16 protein-coding genes are annotated in these 15,416 nt (G+C 68.5%); 14 read left to right on the plus strand and 2 right to left on the minus strand.

The genetic code is table 11. From position 1 onward, the window contains the following. The first annotated feature begins 19 nt into the window (after positions 1-19). The 4 genes from AC5P7S_RS13245 (at position 20) to AC5P7S_RS13260 (ending at position 2,895) form a co-directional block, all read left to right on the plus strand. Positions 20-742 carry a DUF6348 family protein gene (locus tag AC5P7S_RS13245; protein WP_095379345.1) on the plus strand — a complete coding sequence of 241 codons (723 nt, stop codon included), beginning with the start codon at positions 20-22 and terminating at the stop codon, positions 740-742. Between the two features lie 96 nt (positions 743-838). Then, positions 839-1,399 (plus strand): nucleoside deaminase, encoded by a 561-nt coding sequence (locus tag AC5P7S_RS13250; protein WP_005415358.1) that lies wholly within the window; start codon positions 839-841, stop codon positions 1,397-1,399. Next, positions 1,383-2,450, plus strand: a complete 1,068-nt coding sequence (gene rlmM / locus AC5P7S_RS13255; RefSeq protein WP_053501233.1) for a 23S rRNA (cytidine(2498)-2'-O)-methyltransferase RlmM — start codon at positions 1,383-1,385, stop codon at positions 2,448-2,450. The genes AC5P7S_RS13250 and rlmM overlap by 17 nt, the downstream gene beginning before the upstream one ends. A 49-nt stretch (positions 2,451-2,499) precedes the next feature. Then, on the plus strand, positions 2,500-2,895 hold the full coding sequence (locus AC5P7S_RS13260) for an EF-hand domain-containing protein (RefSeq protein WP_095379348.1): 396 nt from the start codon (positions 2,500-2,502) through the stop codon (positions 2,893-2,895). 87 nt (positions 2,896-2,982) lie between these two features. On the opposite strand, the gene AC5P7S_RS13265 is transcribed toward AC5P7S_RS13260, so the two are convergent. Next, complete coding sequence (locus AC5P7S_RS13265; RefSeq protein WP_095379350.1) at positions 2,983-4,164, minus strand: UbiH/UbiF family hydroxylase; 1,182 nt, start codon at positions 4,162-4,164, stop codon at positions 2,983-2,985. Next, positions 4,161-5,369, minus strand: a complete 1,209-nt coding sequence (ubiH, locus tag AC5P7S_RS13270; protein ID WP_095379352.1) for a 2-octaprenyl-6-methoxyphenyl hydroxylase — start codon at positions 5,367-5,369, stop codon at positions 4,161-4,163. The genes AC5P7S_RS13265 and ubiH overlap by 4 nt, the downstream gene beginning before the upstream one ends. Positions 5,370-5,478: 109 nt before the next feature. Between ubiH and AC5P7S_RS13275 the strand changes: the two genes are divergently transcribed. From AC5P7S_RS13275 to AC5P7S_RS13320, 10 genes are all read left to right on the plus strand, one after another. Next, complete coding sequence (locus AC5P7S_RS13275; RefSeq protein ID WP_005415353.1) at positions 5,479-6,063, plus strand: hypothetical protein; 585 nt, start codon at positions 5,479-5,481, stop codon at positions 6,061-6,063. An 8-nt stretch (positions 6,064-6,071) separates the two neighbouring features. After that, a complete protein-coding gene (locus tag AC5P7S_RS13280) occupies positions 6,072-6,626 on the plus strand; it encodes a cob(I)yrinic acid a,c-diamide adenosyltransferase (protein WP_095379354.1) in 555 nt (184 codons plus the stop codon). 9 nt (positions 6,627-6,635) lie between these two features. Next, on the plus strand, positions 6,636-7,574 hold the full coding sequence (locus AC5P7S_RS13285) for a histone deacetylase family protein (protein ID WP_005415351.1): 939 nt from the start codon (positions 6,636-6,638) through the stop codon (positions 7,572-7,574). A gap of 89 nt (positions 7,575-7,663) precedes the next feature. After that, on the plus strand, positions 7,664-10,144 hold the full coding sequence (lptD, locus tag AC5P7S_RS13290; protein WP_095379363.1) for an LPS-assembly protein LptD: 2,481 nt from the start codon (positions 7,664-7,666) through the stop codon (positions 10,142-10,144). Further along, positions 10,141-11,484 carry a peptidylprolyl isomerase gene (locus tag AC5P7S_RS13295; RefSeq protein ID WP_005415349.1) on the plus strand — a complete coding sequence of 448 codons (1,344 nt, stop codon included), beginning with the start codon at positions 10,141-10,143 and terminating at the stop codon, positions 11,482-11,484. Before lptD ends, AC5P7S_RS13295 begins: the two co-directional genes overlap by 4 nt. A gap of 3 nt (positions 11,485-11,487) precedes the next feature. After that, positions 11,488-12,468 carry a 4-hydroxythreonine-4-phosphate dehydrogenase PdxA gene (pdxA, locus tag AC5P7S_RS13300; protein ID WP_095379356.1) on the plus strand — a complete coding sequence of 327 codons (981 nt, stop codon included), beginning with the start codon at positions 11,488-11,490 and terminating at the stop codon, positions 12,466-12,468. Next, positions 12,465-13,268 carry a 16S rRNA (adenine(1518)-N(6)/adenine(1519)-N(6))-dimethyltransferase RsmA gene (rsmA, locus tag AC5P7S_RS13305; RefSeq protein ID WP_095379358.1) on the plus strand — a complete coding sequence of 268 codons (804 nt, stop codon included), beginning with the start codon at positions 12,465-12,467 and terminating at the stop codon, positions 13,266-13,268. The genes pdxA and rsmA overlap by 4 nt, the downstream gene beginning before the upstream one ends. Positions 13,269-13,281: 13 nt before the next feature. Then, positions 13,282-13,665: a Co2+/Mg2+ efflux facilitator ApaG/CorD gene (gene apaG, locus AC5P7S_RS13310; RefSeq protein ID WP_005415346.1), complete on the plus strand. Its 384-nt coding sequence runs from the start codon at positions 13,282-13,284 to the stop codon at positions 13,663-13,665. Between the two features lie 15 nt (positions 13,666-13,680). After that, positions 13,681-14,703: a symmetrical bis(5'-nucleosyl)-tetraphosphatase gene (locus AC5P7S_RS13315; protein WP_005415345.1), complete on the plus strand. Its 1,023-nt coding sequence runs from the start codon at positions 13,681-13,683 to the stop codon at positions 14,701-14,703. Beyond that, a complete protein-coding gene (locus tag AC5P7S_RS13320) occupies positions 14,700-15,347 on the plus strand; it encodes a DUF1287 domain-containing protein (RefSeq protein WP_032953945.1) in 648 nt (215 codons plus the stop codon). The genes AC5P7S_RS13315 and AC5P7S_RS13320 overlap by 4 nt, the downstream gene beginning before the upstream one ends. Positions 15,348-15,416 lie beyond the last annotated feature (69 nt).

Below are 15,416 nucleotides of genomic sequence, written 5' to 3' on the forward strand. Positions count from 1 at the left end.
ATCCATCCACAGGCCTGACATGACCACGACGTCCACCGCCCTCCTCCCACTGCTGCAGCAGGCCCTGCAGGACGCCAGCGTCGCCAGCCGCATCGACGGCAACGCGCTGCTGCTGGACAGCGGACTGCGCCTGACCCCGCATGCGATGGCCGCACACGCGCGCGACAACGGGGGCTGGCAGACCTCCACCGTCATCGAAAGCCAGCATCCGCTGCTGTTCGCTGACGGCCTGTTCGAGTACCAGCACGCCAACGGCACCGATGAACAGACATCGCTGCTGGCCGGCTTCCAGGCCTGGGCACGGGTGGACCTGGTGACCCTGCAGACCGCGATCGGCGCCGAAGACCCACAGGCGCTGCCAATGATGGGCCTGACCTATCCGGCCGGCGATGAGGGCCGGGAACACGAACGCACCGTGGTGCTGGGTCCGCTGGCGCATTACCGCGAGCACGAGGTGGACGCCAGCACCTGCAGCGAGGACGACCATGGGTCCTGTCCGTGCTGCCTGTTCACCAGGAGCATGGACACCTTCGACGAGCTGCTGAAGGCGCGCCCGTTCCTGGCCATCCGCCTGTTCGCCTCGCGCGATGCCGATGGCCTGTGCGAGGCCGATTGCCGGGTCAACGGCCACGATTTCGCCGCCGCCCTGCCCCTGCTGCGTGCCTATGCGGCCAGCTGGCCGCAGGCCGGGCTGGAGTTCCGCAAGCAATACGTGGTGATCCGCACCGGCTCGCCCGGCTGACCCACCGCCACACCCGATACAGGCCGGTGCGGCTACACTGCGCGCCGGTTTCCCAAGCAACCGCACTTTCTTCCATCCCTACGAGGCACCCCCGCGATGCTGTACGCGCAAGTCCACCTGACCCTTCCCGCCTGGATCCACGACCAGATCGACCTGGATCGTCGATATCCGGGCGATGAGGCCAAGGTCGCGCTGGCGATCGAGCTGTCGCGGCTGAACGTCGAGCACGCCAGTGGCGGCCCGTTCGGCGCCGTGGTGTTCGGCCCGGACGACAAGGTGATCGCTGCCGGCGTGAACCGGGTGATGCCACACGCGACCTCGCTGGCGCACGCCGAGAACATGGCCTACATGCTGGCCCAGCAACGCCTGCAGACCCCGCGCCTGAACGCGGTGCTGTCGCCGGTCACCCTGGCCACCAGCTCGCAGCCGTGCTGCCAGTGCTACGGCGCCACCGTGTGGGCGGGCATCGACCGCCTGCTGATCGGTGCCAGTGCAGCCGACGTCGAAGAACTGACCCCGTTCGACGAAGGCCCGCTGCCGGCCGACTGGGTCGGCGAGCTCAACAAGCGTGGCATCGAAGTGGTGCAGGGCCTGAACCGCGACGCCGCGCGCAGCGTGCTGCGTGCCTATGGGGAAAGCGATGGCGCCCGTTACTGAAACCGGCATCGGCCTGCTGTGCCTGTGCCGGCAGGGTTTCGAGCCCGAGCTGGCCGGCGAACTGCAGTTCCGTGCCGGCGAAGCCGGTTTCGCCGGTTATGCACGCACCCAGCGCAATGACGGCTACGTGCTTTTCATGTGCGACGAGGCCGCGGCGCTGGCACCGCGCCTGCGCTGGCGCGAACTGATCTTCGCGCGGCAGAAGCTGGTTGTGCTGGCCGAGCTGCCACAGCTGGATCCGGCCGACCGCATTACGCCGATGCTGGAGGTGCTGGCTGATGCGCCGCGCTTCGGCGACCTGTGGGTGGAGCATCCCGATTCCGACGCTGGCAAGCCGTTGTCCGGCCTGGCGCGATCCTTTGGCAATGCACTGCGCCCGGCGCTGCGCAAGGCCGGCAAGCTCAGCGACAAGCCGAACACCCGCCTGCCGCGCCTGCATGTGGTGTTCGTCGACGGTACCCATGCCTTCGTCTGCGTGGCCGACCCGGGCGACAGCGCGCCGTGGGCATTGGGCATTCCGCGCCTGAAGCTGCTGCCCGAAGCGCCTTCGCGTTCGGCGCTGAAGCTGGACGAGGCGCTGTTGACCCTACTGACGCCTGAAGAACGCGAGGCGCTGGCCAAGCCCGGCATGCGCGCGGCCGACCTTGGCGCCGCCCCCGGTGGCTGGACCTGGGTGCTCACCCGGCAGCACATGCACGTGCTGAGCATCGACAATGGCCCGCTGCGCCAGCACGTGCTGGACACCGGCCTGGTCGAGCACCTGCGCGCCGATGGCTTCCACTGGCACCCGGAACAACCGCTGGACTGGATGGTCTGCGACATGGTCGAGCAGCCGCGCCGCGTCGCCGAACGCATGGCCACCTGGTTCCGCGAAGGCTGGTGCAGGCATGCGATCTTCAATCTGAAGCTGCCGATGAAGAAGCGCTGGGACGAGACCCGGCTGTGCCTGGACCTGTTCCAGGACCAGGCCGGGAAGCCGCTGGTGGTGCGCGCCAAGCAGCTCTATCACGATCGTGAAGAGATCACCGTGCTGGCCTCGCCGCTGCGCTGATCCCATTGCATCCGCCGGGCATGGCCCGGCGCTACCGGGGAACGGAACCATGCGCTACCACTCGCTCACCCTGCTGATCACTTTGCTGTCAGTCGCACCGGCCATGGCCCAGCAACTGCCGCACACCCCTGCGCAGAGCCAGCCGCTGGGCCCCACCGGCGGCGCGATCCGCCAGCAGCCACTGGATGCCGGTCGGGTCAGCGGCAGCGTCGAGATTGCACAGCCGGCCGGCGAGGCACAGGTGACGGTGCGTTCGCTGGAGCCCAGCAGCGTGGTTGGCCAGTACCGCATCCACTTCGCCGCGCTGGATGTGAACGGCGATGGTTTCATCAGCCGCGAGGAAGCGCAGGCCAACCCGGCGCTGGCCGACGAATTCAATTCGCTGGACCGCAGGCATCGCGGCAAGCTGGACCGCACCGACCTGGCCGGCTGGCTGATCGACTGATCCGCCGTCGCGATCTTCATCCACGCATGGCGTGGATCTACTGACTCGATTCCAGTAGATCCACGCCATGCGTGGATGAGCCGTTGGTCAGACGCCGGCGGCGCGCTTCCAGAACGCCTGCACCAGCGGCGGCCATCGGCCGACGCAGCCCAGCGCACGGCCCCGGGCCAGGGTCAGGTGCATTTCGTCGTTGGAGAACAGGCGGTTGATCGCATCGAAGCTGTAGGCGGCGATGTGGTTGTCGCTCCGCCGTTCGCGTGCCCAGCGCTGCAGGCGCTGCGGCGACAGCCGCGGTTGGCCGCGGCGCTCTGCCGAGGGTGCCAGCCACTGCTGCAGGGCGGCGACATCACGCAGCCCCAGGTTCACGCCCTGCCCGGCCAGCGGATGCACCACATGCGCCGCGTCACCCAACGCCAGTACACGACCGGCCACGTAGTGACGGGCCAGCTGGCGGCGCAGCGGGAATGCCGCTCGCGGGGAGGCCAACCGCAGCTCACCCAGGCGTGCCGCGAAGGCGCGGGTCAGTTCGCGGTTGAAGCTGTCCTCGTCCAGTGCCAGAACACGCGCCGCCTCGTCCTCCGGCAGGGTCCAGACGATCGAGCTGCGGCGTTCGGCCACCGGCAACAACGCCAGCGGCCCGCTTGGCAGAAAGCGCTGCCAGGCCGTGGCCTGGTTGGGAAGATCGCTGTCCACATAGGCCACCACGCCGCGCTGGTGGTAGTCATGCTTTTCAACCTCGATCCCGGCCAGCTGGCGCAGGGTCGATTCGGCACCGTCGGCGGCCACCGCCAACGCCGCTTCCAGGCGGCGCCCGTCATCCAGGCGCAGGCGCACGCCGTCCTCGTCCTGCTCCAGCGCGTCCACGCGTGCCGGGCAGTGCAGCTGCACACCCGCCGCCGGCAGCGCCGACCACAGGCGGTCCTGCAGCAGCGCGTTCTCGACGATGTAGCCCAGTTCGCGACGGCCGAAGCGATCAGCGTCGAACAGCAGATCCTCGCCACCAGCCGCATCCCACACCTGCATGCGCCGGTAGGGCCATGCACGGGCCTGCGCGATCGCCGGCCACACACCAAGACGATTCAGCAGCTGTACGTTGTCGGCAGCGAAGGCGAACACGCGCAGGTCCGGCTGTTCGGCCTGCCACGGCGCCGGTTCGCGACCTTCCACCAGCGCCACCGACAGGCCAGCATCAGCCAGCGCCAGCGCACACGCGGCACCGACCACGCCACCGCCGATGATGGCCACATCAAGACGCGCGCGCCGGCTCATGCCGCTTCTCCACGGCACAGCCGCGGCACCTCGCCGCGGAAGCCCATCGCACCACCGACCAGCATCGATTGCACCGAGGCACGCTGCGCGGCCACCAGGCCGAGGCTGCGCAGCGGCCGCATCAGCGGCGCCGGATTGCTGGTCAGGCGCGCCAGCCCGCCGGAGAACGCCACCGTCTGCCGGCGGTCCTCTTCGCGGCGCGCGACATAGGCCTGCAGCAGTGCATCACTGCCGGCATCCTCATGCGCATCCTCCAGCAGTTCGGCCAGGGTCAGCGCATCGCGCAGGCCCAGGTTGAAGCCCTGCGCCCCCAGCGGATGGATGGTCTGCGCGGCATTGCCGAGCAGCACCCCGCGCTCTCCGGCCAGCGCGCGCGCCAGCACCTGGATGAGCGGATAAGCACTGCGCGGGCCGGATTCGAGCAGCCGGCCTGCGCGCCAGCCGATCGCGTTCTGCAGGCGTTGCAGCCAAGCCGCATCGTCCAGCGCCATCACCGCATCGGCCTGGTCGCGCGCCACACCGTGCACGGTGCCGAAGTGGCGATCACCACGCGGCAGCAGGGCGGTCGGGCCGGTATCGGTGAAGCGCTCCCAGGCGGTGCCGTCTGGCGTGCGCTGGCTGCGCACGCGGGCCACGAACAGGGTCTGCTGGAAATCATGGCGGTCGACCTCGATGCCGAGCGCGCCGCGCACGCCACTGGTCGTGCCATCGGCCCCTACTACCAGCCGGGCCAGCAGCACGCGCTCGCCGGTCTCGTCGGCCACCCGCACCTGGCGGTAGCCGTCGACCACCTCGCTCAAGCCCAGGAAACGCATCGGCCGGTAGCGCCGCAGCCGCGGCAGCTCCTGCAGGCGCGCTTCCAGCGCCTGGCCGAAGTCCCGCGCCACCACCACCTGGCCGAACCACGGCCGGTCGTAGTCGGAAGCCTCCAGCTGCACCCGGCCGAAATCGCCGGCGCGGCTGACGTGGATGCGGCGGATCGGGCCCGGCGCCATCGCCAGCTTCTGCATGACCCCCAGCGCGGTCAGCGCATTGACCGTGGCAGCGGCAAAACTGAGGTTGCGCTGGTCGAATACCGCCGGCAGCTCGCCGGCCGGGCTGGCCTCGAGCAGGCCCACATCGCGGCCCAGGCGGTCCAGGGCGATGGCCAGGCTGGCACCGACCAGGCCACCACCGACGATCAGCACGTCATGTCGTTCACTCATGATGTTCATGATACGCGCTCGCCCTGCCCGAACGCCCAACACCACCCGACCTGCGCCAACCGGCGCGGCGGGCTAGAATGAAACCTGAATCCGCTCCGGGCCCGCTGCCATGTCCGCCACCGCCAACCGCGCCTTCGTCCTGTCCGTCCTCGTGCTGTTGCTGGCGGCGACCCGGGTCAACCACTTCGCGGCGATCCCCGATGCCTCCTGGGCGGTGTTCTTCATCGGTGGCTTCTACCTGGCCACGTGGACACGCTGGGCGTTTCCGCTGCTGATGGTGTTCGCCGTGCTGGTGGACTGGATCGTGATCCGCAGCAGCGGCCTGGATTTCTGGCAGCACTACTGCGTGTCGCCGGGTTACTGGCTGCTGCTGCCGGCGTATTTCTCGCTGTGGGCCGGCGGCATGCTGCTGGGCCGCAACTACCAGGGCGCACGCTGGCCGGTGCTGGCCAAGGGTGCACTGCTGCTGGTGGCCTCGGTGGCGGTCTGCCACCTGCTGGCGCAGGGCGGTTTCTACTGGACCACCCGCAACGTGGCCGAGCCGACGCTGGCCGGTTGGGCGCAGAACTACGCACAATGGTTCGGCCCCTACCTGCGCACCACCGCGATCTACGTGGCGCTGGCGGCGGCATTGCAGCTGGCGGTGGAGCAGGTACTGAAGCTTCAGCAGGCCCGCCGCGACATCCGGCACTGAGCCGCGCCATGGGTCATCGCCTCTCGCGCATCTATACCCGCACCGGCGACGACGGCAGTACCGGCCTCGGCGACGGCCAGCGCGTGGCCAAGGACGACGCCCGGGTGGCGTCCTACGGCACCGTCGATGAAGCCAACGCTGCGCTCGGCCTGCTGCTTGCCACCGCGCTGCCCGGGGATGTCCGCGCGCTGGTGGTGCATCTGCAGCACCAGCTGTTCGACCTGGGTGCCGAGCTGTGCATCCCGGGCCACGCCGCCATCCACGCCGCCGATGTCTCGGCACTGGAACAGCAGCTGGACCACTACAACGCCAACCTGCCGATGTTGAAGGAGTTCATCCTGCCGGCTGGTGGCGAGGCCGCCGCACGCTGCCATCTGGCCCGCACCATCGTCCGCCGCGCCGAGCGCGAAACGGTCACCCTGGCCCGCCACGAAGCCGTGCGCAGCGAGGCGCTGCAGTACCTCAACCGGCTGTCGGACCTGTTGTTCGTGCTGGCCCGCGTACTGGCCCGCGCCGACGGCCATGGCGAAGCGCTGTGGCAGCCACAGCAGCGCCAGCGCTGAGTCGGCACGATGCTGGTCTTCACCCATCCGTCCTGCCTGCTGCATGACCCCGGCCCTGGCCATCCGGAGTGCCCGCAACGCCTGCAGCATGTGCTCGATGCCCTGCACACCGCGTTCCCCGGCCAGCTGGACTGGCGCGAGGCGCCGCCGGCCAAGTTCGGCGAACTGACCCGGGTCCACGACAGCGCCCTGCTCGACTTCGTGCTGCAGCCGCAGACCGCGCCACTGCGCCAGCTGGACATGGACACCTGGACCTCGCCGGGCTCGGCCAGTGCCGCCGTGCACGCCGCCGGCGCCGGGGTGGCGGCGGTCGATGCGGTGATGCTGGGCGAGGACCCGCTGGCGTTCTGCGCGGTGCGGCCCCCGGGCCACCACGCTACCAGCAGCACGGCGATGGGCTTCTGCCTGCTCAACAACATCGCCATCGCCGCCGCCTATGCCCGTGACCGCCATGGGCTGGAGCGGATCGCGGTGGTCGATTTCGATGTCCACCATGGCAACGGCACCCAGGACATCTTCCAGCACGACGCCCGGGTCTCCTACTACAGCACCCACCAGGCCGGCCTGTTCCCCAATTCCGGCCTGCGCCGCGACCGCGGTGCCGGCAACCTGATGAACATCCTGCTGCCCCCGGGCAGTGGCGGTTTCCGCTTCCGCAACGTGTGGGCCGACGAAATGCTGCCGGCCATCGACGACTTCCGTCCGCAGCTGCTGCTGATCTCGGCCGGCTTCGACGCCCACCTGCGTGACCCGCAGGCCGACCTGATGCTGGAAACCGACGATTTCGCCTGGATCACCCGGGAGCTTCATGCGCTGGCGCGCCGTCATGCGGCCGGCCGGGTGGTCTCGATGCTGGAAGGCGGCTATGACCTGCAGGCCCTTGCCGAGTGCAGCGTGGCCCATGTCCGGGCCCTGCTGCTGCCCCCTCCCGGCAGCGTCTCCGGATGAACCCGAACCGGCAGGCTGCGGCGTCCTTCATTGCCCCTATGCAAGGGATGGGGCAAGCTACCGTCCGTTTTCGCCCGAATCCGAACCGCGTGCGCCGAGCCCTCCGCCTGCTTCCCCTGCCTCTGAGCATCGCCATCTGCCTGCCGGCAATGGCCGATGAAAAGCCGCTCAACTGGGGCCTGTGCCCGGCTACCGACGTGATTCCCGCGTTCACCGATGCCCCCACCCCGGTCCCGGGGCAGGACAAGGCCGCCGCCAGCGCTGCGCGCGAGCAGCAGCCGACCGACATCGAGGGTGACCAGCTGCTGGGCACGACCACCGTGCCGCAGTACGAAGGCAACGTGGCCCTGCGCCGCGGCGACCAGTTCGTCGGCACCGACAAGCTCAGCTTCGATACCGAGAGCGGCAACTACATCGCCGACGGCAATGTCCGCTACCAGGACTCCTCGATCCGCATGGTCGCCAAGCGCGCCGAGGGCAACCAGGAAAGCGACACCCACAAGATCACCGACATCAAGTACCAGCTGGTGTCGCGCCGCGGCAACGGCGATGCCGAGTCGGTCGACCTGCAGGGCGCGGTCGGCCAGATGCACCGCTCCACCTACACCACCTGCGACCCGTCACAGCCGGTGTGGAAGCTGTCGGCGCCGCAGATCGAAGTGGACAACGACGAGGGCTTCGGCACCGCCCGCAACGCCGTGCTGCGGATCGGCAAGGTGCCGGTGCTGTGGGCGCCGTACTTCAAGTTCCCGATCGATGACCGCCGCAAGACCGGCCTGCTGTTCCCGCAGCTGGGCATGTCCGGGCGCAACGGATTCGACTACGCACAGCCGATCTACTTCAACCTGGCGCCGAACTACGACGACACGTTGACCCCGCGCTACATGAGCCGGCGCGGCCTGATGCTCGACAACGAGTTCCGCTATCTCTACAACGGCGGCCGCGGCGAACTGCTGACCGCGTTCATGCCCAACGACAAGCTGCGCGACCGCGACCGCGGCCGGGTGATGTTCAGCGGTTACCACAACGTGGACAGCCACTGGCAGGCCCGCGCGAACCTGGCCTGGGTCAGCGACGAGCGCTATGTCGAGGACTTCGCCAACCGCCTGGTCGGGGTGACTGCCTCGAACCTCCAGAGCACCGTGGGCCTGTACGGCACCGGCCGGAACTGGACGGCCGGCATCATGGCCGACCGCTGGCAGCTGACCGACTACACGCTCAATGAAAGCGCGCTGCCGTACAACCGCCAGCCGCGCCTGTACTTCAACTGGGACAAGCCGGTCCTGCCGTGGCTGGAAACCGGCATCTATGCCGAAGCCGTGCGCTTCACTCACGACGACATCAACTTCAAGTACGGCGCCGATGCGGGACCCGACCTGCAGTACACGCGCAACGGCCAGACCCAACGCATGTACGGCGGCTCGCGCCTGGACGTGAAGCCGTACGTGTCGTTCCCGATCAGTGGCGCGGCCTGGTACGTCACCCCGACCCTGGCCTACCGCTACACCGGCTACGACCTGGACCAGGGCCTGGCTGACAGCGTCCGCCGCAACGTGCTGGCCTCGCAGGGCATCGACCCGAACACCGCCACGCCGGAGCAGCTGCGCGGCAACAAATCGCCCAGCCGCAGCCTGCCGATCGGCAGCATCGACGCCGGCCTGTTCTTCGATCGCGAGACCACGATCGGCGGCAAGTCCTTCCTGCAGACCCTGGAACCGCGCCTGTTCTACCTGCGCACGCCGTACCGCAACCAGGACGAGCTGCCGATCTTCGATACGCGTGACTTCACGTTCAGCTGGGGCCAGCTGTTCCGCGACTCGCGCTATACCGGCGCCGACCGCCAGAACGATGCCAACCAGCTGACCCTGGCACTGAGTACCCGGTTCATCGACCAGACCACCGGCAAGGAACGGTTCTCGGCTTCGATCGGCCAGATCCAGTATTTCGACGAGTCGCGGGTGACCGTCACTCCGGGCGGTGCGCCGGTGGAAAAGGGCAAGTCGGCGTGGATCGCCGACGGCAACTACATGATCAACGACCGCTGGACCCTGGGTGCCACCTACCAGTGGGACCCGAAGTACAAGCGTGAGGATCTGGCCAGCGTGCGTGCCCGCTACCTGATGCCCAACGACGGCGTGGTCAACCTGACCTACCGCTACCGAATCAAGGGCGACGCCCTCGTCGATGCCAACAAGCACGACCGCACCCTGCTGGAGCAGGCCGACCTGTCGTTCCTGTACCCGCTGAATGCGCGCTGGAGCCTGGTCGGTCGCTACTACTACTCGCTGCAGGACAAGGAGCCGCTGGAAATCATCGGCGGTGTCCAGTGGGACAGCTGCTGCCTGGCCGTGCGTGTGGTCGGCCGCCGCTATGTCCGCAACCGCGAAGGCGAGATGAACAACTCCATCCAGGTGGAGTTCGTGCTCAAGGGCCTGAGCTCCCTGGGGCAGGACACGGACCGTACCCTGCGCCGTGCTATCCTCGGCTACAACCGCGACGACCTCTATCTCGTGCCGCCGAGCAACACCGGGGCGACCCGGGATGACTACGATCCGAACCTGATCCCATGACCAAGCGCTTCCCCGTTCTTCTCGCCTCGCTGCTGGCGGTGTCCAGCGTGTCCGCCCCCCTGCAGGTGCTTGCCCAGGAGGCGCAGCCGCTTGACCGCATCGCTGCCGTCGTCGATGAGGACGTGATCCTGCAGAGCGAGCTCCAGCGTGCGATCGCCAACATCAAGGCGCAGTATGCCGGCCGCGAAAACCAGCTGCCGCCGGAAGACGTGCTCAGCCGCCAGGTGCTCGAACGCCTGGTGCTGGTCAAGCTGCAGGTGGCCCGCGCCCAGGGCAGCGGCATCCGTGTCAGCGACCAGGAGCTGAACCAGGCGATGAACGCCATCGCCCAGCAGAACGGTTCGAACCTGGATGCCCTTCGCCAGCGCCTGGCCCATGACGGTATCGATTTCAACGATTTCCGCGCGTCGGTGCGTGACGAGATCACCGTGCAGCGCCTGCGCCAGAGCTTCGCGCAGAGCCGCATCAGCGTCAGCGAGGGTGAAGTCGACGCCGCGCTGAAGCAGCAGGCCACGGTAGGCAACCAGTATCACCTGGCGCACATCCTGATCGCCCTGCCCGACGGTGCCAACGCCGACCAGATCGCCACCGGCCAGAAGAAGGCCGATGGCGTGAAGGCCCTGCTGGACAAGGGCGAGCTGGACTTCAACGCGGCGGCCGTGCGCTATTCGGACAGCCCGAACGCACTGGAAGGCGGCGATCTGGGCTGGCGCAGCCTGGATGAAATCCCGCAGGCCTTTGCCCAGTTGATGGAAAAGATGAAGCCGGGCGAGGTGGTCGGCCCGATCCGCGGCCCGAGCGGCTTCCAGCTGCTGAAGCTGGTGGAAGTGCGTGACAGCAGTTCCGCCGCCGGTGAACAGACGGTCACCGAGTACCACGGCCGCCACATCCTGGTCCGCGTGGACGACAACCAGACCGATGCCGCTGCCAAGGCCAAGATCGATACCCTGCGCGCCCGCATTGCTGGCGGCGCCGACTTCCAGACCGTTGCCAGGGAGTCCTCCGAGGACAACAACAGCAAGGGCCAGGGCGGTGATCTCGGCTGGTTCCCGGCTGACGCGTTCGGTCCGGCCTTCGGCCAGCAGGTGAGTGGCCTGCAGGATGGTGGCGTCAGCCAGCCGTTCCGCACCGACGCCGGTTGGCACATCGTGCAGCGCGTGGCGACCCGCCAGACCGACGTGACCACCGACAACCAGCGTGCCCAGGTCCGCGAGACCATCGGCCGTCGCAAGCTGGAAGACGAGTACAACCGCTTCCTGCAGGAACTGCGTGGCGAAGCCTACGTCAGTTTCCGCAGCGGCGACCGCGCGGAAAACACCGCCACTCCGCCGCAGTCCTGACCGATGCGCCCCGAGCTCGCTCTGGTACCGGGCGAGCCCGCCGGGATCGGCCCGGAGCTGTGTGTCCGCCTCGTCCAGCAGCCGCGTGAAGATTGCCGGCTGCTGGCCTTCGCCGACCCGGACACCCTGCGCGCGGCTGCGGCCGCCCTGAACCTGCCCCTGCAACTGCTGCCCGAGGACGCCGAAGCACGCGTCCCCGGCGATCTGCGCCTGCGCGCCGTCCGCAACGCGGTGCCCAGCCACTTCGGCCAGGCCGATCCGGCCAATGCCAGCGCGGTCATCGGCGCCCTGCTCGGCGCCGGCCAGGCCTGCCTGTCCGGTGAGCTGCACGGTGTGGTGACCGGCCCGGTGCACAAGGCGGTCATCAACGAAGGCGGCATTGCCTACAGTGGTACCACTGAACTGCTGGCCGACCAGGCCGGAGTGAAGGTGGTGATGATGCTGGCCAATCACATTGTCCGCGTGGCCCTGGCCACCCCCCACCTGCCGCTGCGCGAGGTGGCCGATGCGATCACCGCGCCCAGCCTGGAACACACCCTGCGCACGGTGCATGCCGCGCTGCGCCGCGAGTTCGGCCTGCCTGCGCCGCGCATCGCGGTGCTCGGGCTGAACCCGCATGCCGGCGAAGACGGTCATCTGGGACGCGAGGAACTGGACCTGGTCATCCCCCTGCTGCAGCGCCTGCGCGCGGAGGGCATGGACCTGGTCGGGCCGCTGCCGGCCGACACCGCCTTCCTGCCGGCCAAGCTGGCCGGTTTCGACACCGTGCTGGCGATGTACCACGACCAGGGCCTGCCGGTGCTGAAGTATTCCGGCTTCGAACAGGCGGTGAACCTGACCCTCGGCCTGCCCTACCCGCGCGTGGCGGTCGACCATGGCACCGCGCTGGACCTGGCCGGCCGCGGCATCGCCGATCCTTCCAGCCTGCAGGCGGCAACGACGCTGTGTGCGCAGCTGGCGCGGCAACGTACACTGAGCGCATGAATTCCCCGCATTCCCCCTCCGGCCCGGTGTTCACCGCACCGGCCAAGAAGCAGCTTGGCCAGCATTTCCTGGCCGATCGCCACTACATCGACAAGATCGTGATGGCGGTCAACCCGAAAGATGGCGACCGCCTGGTTGAAATTGGTCCAGGCCAGGGCGCCATCACCCTGCCGCTGCTGCGCGTGCACCCGACGCTGACGGTGATCGAGTTCGACCGCGACCTGATCGCGCCGCTGACCGCCGCCGCCGAGCCGCTGGGCGAGCTGACCATCGTCCATCGCGACGTGCTGCGCGTGGACTTCACCGAACTGGCTGATGGCCAGCCGATCCGCCTGGTCGGCAACCTGCCCTACAACATCTCCTCGCCGATCCTGTTCCATGCGCTGGAGCATGCCGCAGTGATCCGCGACATGCACTTCATGCTGCAGAAAGAGGTGGTCGACCGCATGGCCGCCGGCCCCGGCAGCAAGGTGTATGGCCGCCTCAGCGTGATGCTGCAGGCCTACTGCCAGGTGATCTCGCTGTTCGTGGTTCCGCCGGGCGCGTTCCGGCCGCCGCCGAAGGTCGATTCGGCCGTGGTGCGGCTGGTGCCGCGTGACCCGGCCTCGATCAGCATCAACGACCACACGCGCTTCGCCGAGGTGGTCAAGGCCGCCTTCGGGCAGCGCCGCAAGACCCTGCGCAATGCCCTGAACAACGTGGTGTCCGCCGAGCAGTTCATCGCTGCCGGCGTGCGTCCCGATGCCCGCGCCGAACAGCTGGACGTGGCCGAATTCACCGCTTTGGCCAATGCCTCCTGATTACACTGCCGGTATGGAAGACGCTGACGTATATGCCATCTCCGTCGAAGTCGCACCGCGCTTCCTCGACGATCAATCCGCGCCGGAAGACGGGCGCTACGCGTTCGCCTACACGATCCGCATCCACAACCAGGGGCGGGTCGCCGCACGCCTGGTCGCACGCCACTGGCGCATCACCGATGCCAATGGCCGTGTCGAGCATGTCGATGGCGACGGGGTGATCGGCGAGCAGCCGCGGCTGCGCCCCGGTGAAGACTTCCGTTACACGTCCGGTGTCATGCTGGGGACCGATCACGGGACCATGCAGGGGCACTACGACATGGTCGCCGACGATGGCACCGAATTTGCCGCGCCGGTCGCACCGTTCGTGCTGGCCGTCCCGCGTACCCTGCACTGACACGGAGGCCGAACGATGAGTGTGTGGGCGATCGGCGACCTGCAGGGCTGCTACGACGTTACCCAGCGGTTGCTTGAGAAGATCCGCTTCGACCCGGCCCAGGACACCCTGTGGTTCTGCGGCGACCTGGTCAACCGTGGCGGCCAGTCGCTGGAAACGCTGCGGCTGGTGCATTCGCTGCGCGAGCACAGCGTGGTGGTGCTGGGCAACCATGATCTTTCGCTGCTGGCCGTCGGTGCACGCACCGAAGAGGAGCAGCGCAAGGTCAACCCGGACCTGCTGCGCATCGTGCAGGCCGAGGACCGCGACGAACTGCTGGACTGGCTGCGCCTGCAGAAGCTGGTGCATGTGGATCGCGAGCTGGGCTGGATGATGGTGCACGCCGGCCTGGCGCCGAAGTGGACCACGCAGATGGCAGAGAAGCACGCCGCCGAAGTCGAGGTGCAGCTGCACGGCGCCGGCTACCGCAAGCTGTTCCGCAACATGTACGGCGACAAGCCAAGCTGGGCGCCGAACCTGTCCGGCTACGACCGTTCGCGTGCGATCATCAACGTGCTCACCCGCATGCGCTACTGCACCCCGCGCGGGCGCATCGGCATCGAGGACAAGGGCACCCCTGGCACGCAGGAACAGGGACTCTACCCCTGGTTCGAAGTACCTGGACGGGTCGAGCGCGACCTCAAGATCGTCTGCGGCCACTGGTCGGCGCTGGGCCTGACCATCACCCAGGGCGTGCACGCCATCGACACCGGCGCAGTCTGGGGCGGCAAGCTGACCGCGATCCAGCTCGATACCGACGAGCTGCGCGTGGTGCAGGTACCGGGCCGTGATGTACCGGCACCCGTACCCCACGCCCGCCCGCCGGCGCGACCGGCGCACGAGCGCCCCGCCGCTGCGGTGCAGGGCAAGGAACAGGGCGGCGGCAACGCCGCTGCTGCCAACCCGGGCAACCGTGGTCCGCGCCGTCGTCGCCGTCGAGGTGGTGGCGGTGGAGGCTCCGGTGGACCCCACAACAACGGCGCCGCGCCGCAGGCATGACGCGACGCGGCTGGGCACCATGGAGGGTGCTGCTGCTGACGCTGGCCCTGGCCAGCGGCTGCCAGCCTGCTTCGCCCCCGGCTCCCACCGGCGGCGGAAATGCCGCCCCCACGCCATCGCAGCCGCAGGCCCCTTCACCGCCACTGGTGGCCGCAGCGCGCGCACAGATCGGCGTCACCACCCGTTACGATCCCGCCTACCAGGTCCTGTCCTATCCCGGCGGCGACGTCCCGCTTGATCGCGGCGTGTGCACCGACGTGGTGGTGCGCGCCCTGCGCAGCCAGGGCCTGGACCTGCAGGCGCGCGTGCATGAAGACATGCGCGGCAACTTCAGCGCGTATCCCGCGATCTGGGGCCTGTCACGGCCGGACCGCAACATTGATCATCGGCGTGTGCCGAACCTGATGCGCTGGTTCGAACGGCAGGGCTGGCAGCAACCGATCACCGCCCTCGCCACCGACTATGCGGCCGGTGACATCGTGGCCTGGAAGCTCAACGGCAACGGTCTGCTGCATGTCGGCATCGTCTCCGACCGGAGGCTGGCCAATGGCACACCGCTGGTGCTGCACAACATCGCGCGCGGCACGCGTGAAGAGAACCTGCTGTTCCAGCACGCGATCATCGGGCATTACCGGATGCCGTAGGCACCTGCAGAGCCGGGCCATGCTCAGCTACGGGAGGTATCAGGCAACAGCAGCCGAGCATGGCTCGGC

Source organism: Stenotrophomonas sp. YJH_SMC_32 (genome assembly GCF_059369975.1).

Excerpts from the sequence above, each read along its gene's own strand:
- rsmA (WP_095379358.1), top strand. The coding sequence starts at position 12,465 with ATGAATTCCCCGCATTCCCCCTCCGGCCCGGTGTTCACCGCACCGGCC.
- AC5P7S_RS13260 (WP_095379348.1), top strand. The coding sequence starts at position 2,500 with ATGCGCTACCACTCGCTCACCCTGCTGATCACTTTGCTGTCAGTCGCA.
- AC5P7S_RS13295 (WP_005415349.1), top strand. The coding sequence starts at position 10,141 with ATGACCAAGCGCTTCCCCGTTCTTCTCGCCTCGCTGCTGGCGGTGTCC.
- AC5P7S_RS13285 (WP_005415351.1), top strand. The coding sequence starts at position 6,636 with ATGCTGGTCTTCACCCATCCGTCCTGCCTGCTGCATGACCCCGGCCCT.
- AC5P7S_RS13250 (WP_005415358.1), top strand. The coding sequence starts at position 839 with ATGCTGTACGCGCAAGTCCACCTGACCCTTCCCGCCTGGATCCACGAC.
- ubiH (WP_095379352.1), bottom strand. The coding sequence starts at position 5,369 with ATGAGTGAACGACATGACGTGCTGATCGTCGGTGGTGGCCTGGTCGGT.
- AC5P7S_RS13265 (WP_095379350.1), bottom strand. The coding sequence starts at position 4,164 with ATGAGCCGGCGCGCGCGTCTTGATGTGGCCATCATCGGCGGTGGCGTG.
- AC5P7S_RS13320 (WP_032953945.1), top strand. The coding sequence starts at position 14,700 with ATGACGCGACGCGGCTGGGCACCATGGAGGGTGCTGCTGCTGACGCTG.
- AC5P7S_RS13280 (WP_095379354.1), top strand. The coding sequence starts at position 6,072 with ATGGGTCATCGCCTCTCGCGCATCTATACCCGCACCGGCGACGACGGC.
- apaG (WP_005415346.1), top strand. The coding sequence starts at position 13,282 with ATGGAAGACGCTGACGTATATGCCATCTCCGTCGAAGTCGCACCGCGC.
- pdxA (WP_095379356.1), top strand. The coding sequence starts at position 11,488 with ATGCGCCCCGAGCTCGCTCTGGTACCGGGCGAGCCCGCCGGGATCGGC.
- rlmM (WP_053501233.1), top strand. The coding sequence starts at position 1,383 with ATGGCGCCCGTTACTGAAACCGGCATCGGCCTGCTGTGCCTGTGCCGG.
- AC5P7S_RS13315 (WP_005415345.1), top strand. The coding sequence starts at position 13,681 with ATGAGTGTGTGGGCGATCGGCGACCTGCAGGGCTGCTACGACGTTACC.
- AC5P7S_RS13275 (WP_005415353.1), top strand. The coding sequence starts at position 5,479 with ATGTCCGCCACCGCCAACCGCGCCTTCGTCCTGTCCGTCCTCGTGCTG.
- AC5P7S_RS13245 (WP_095379345.1), top strand. The coding sequence starts at position 20 with ATGACCACGACGTCCACCGCCCTCCTCCCACTGCTGCAGCAGGCCCTG.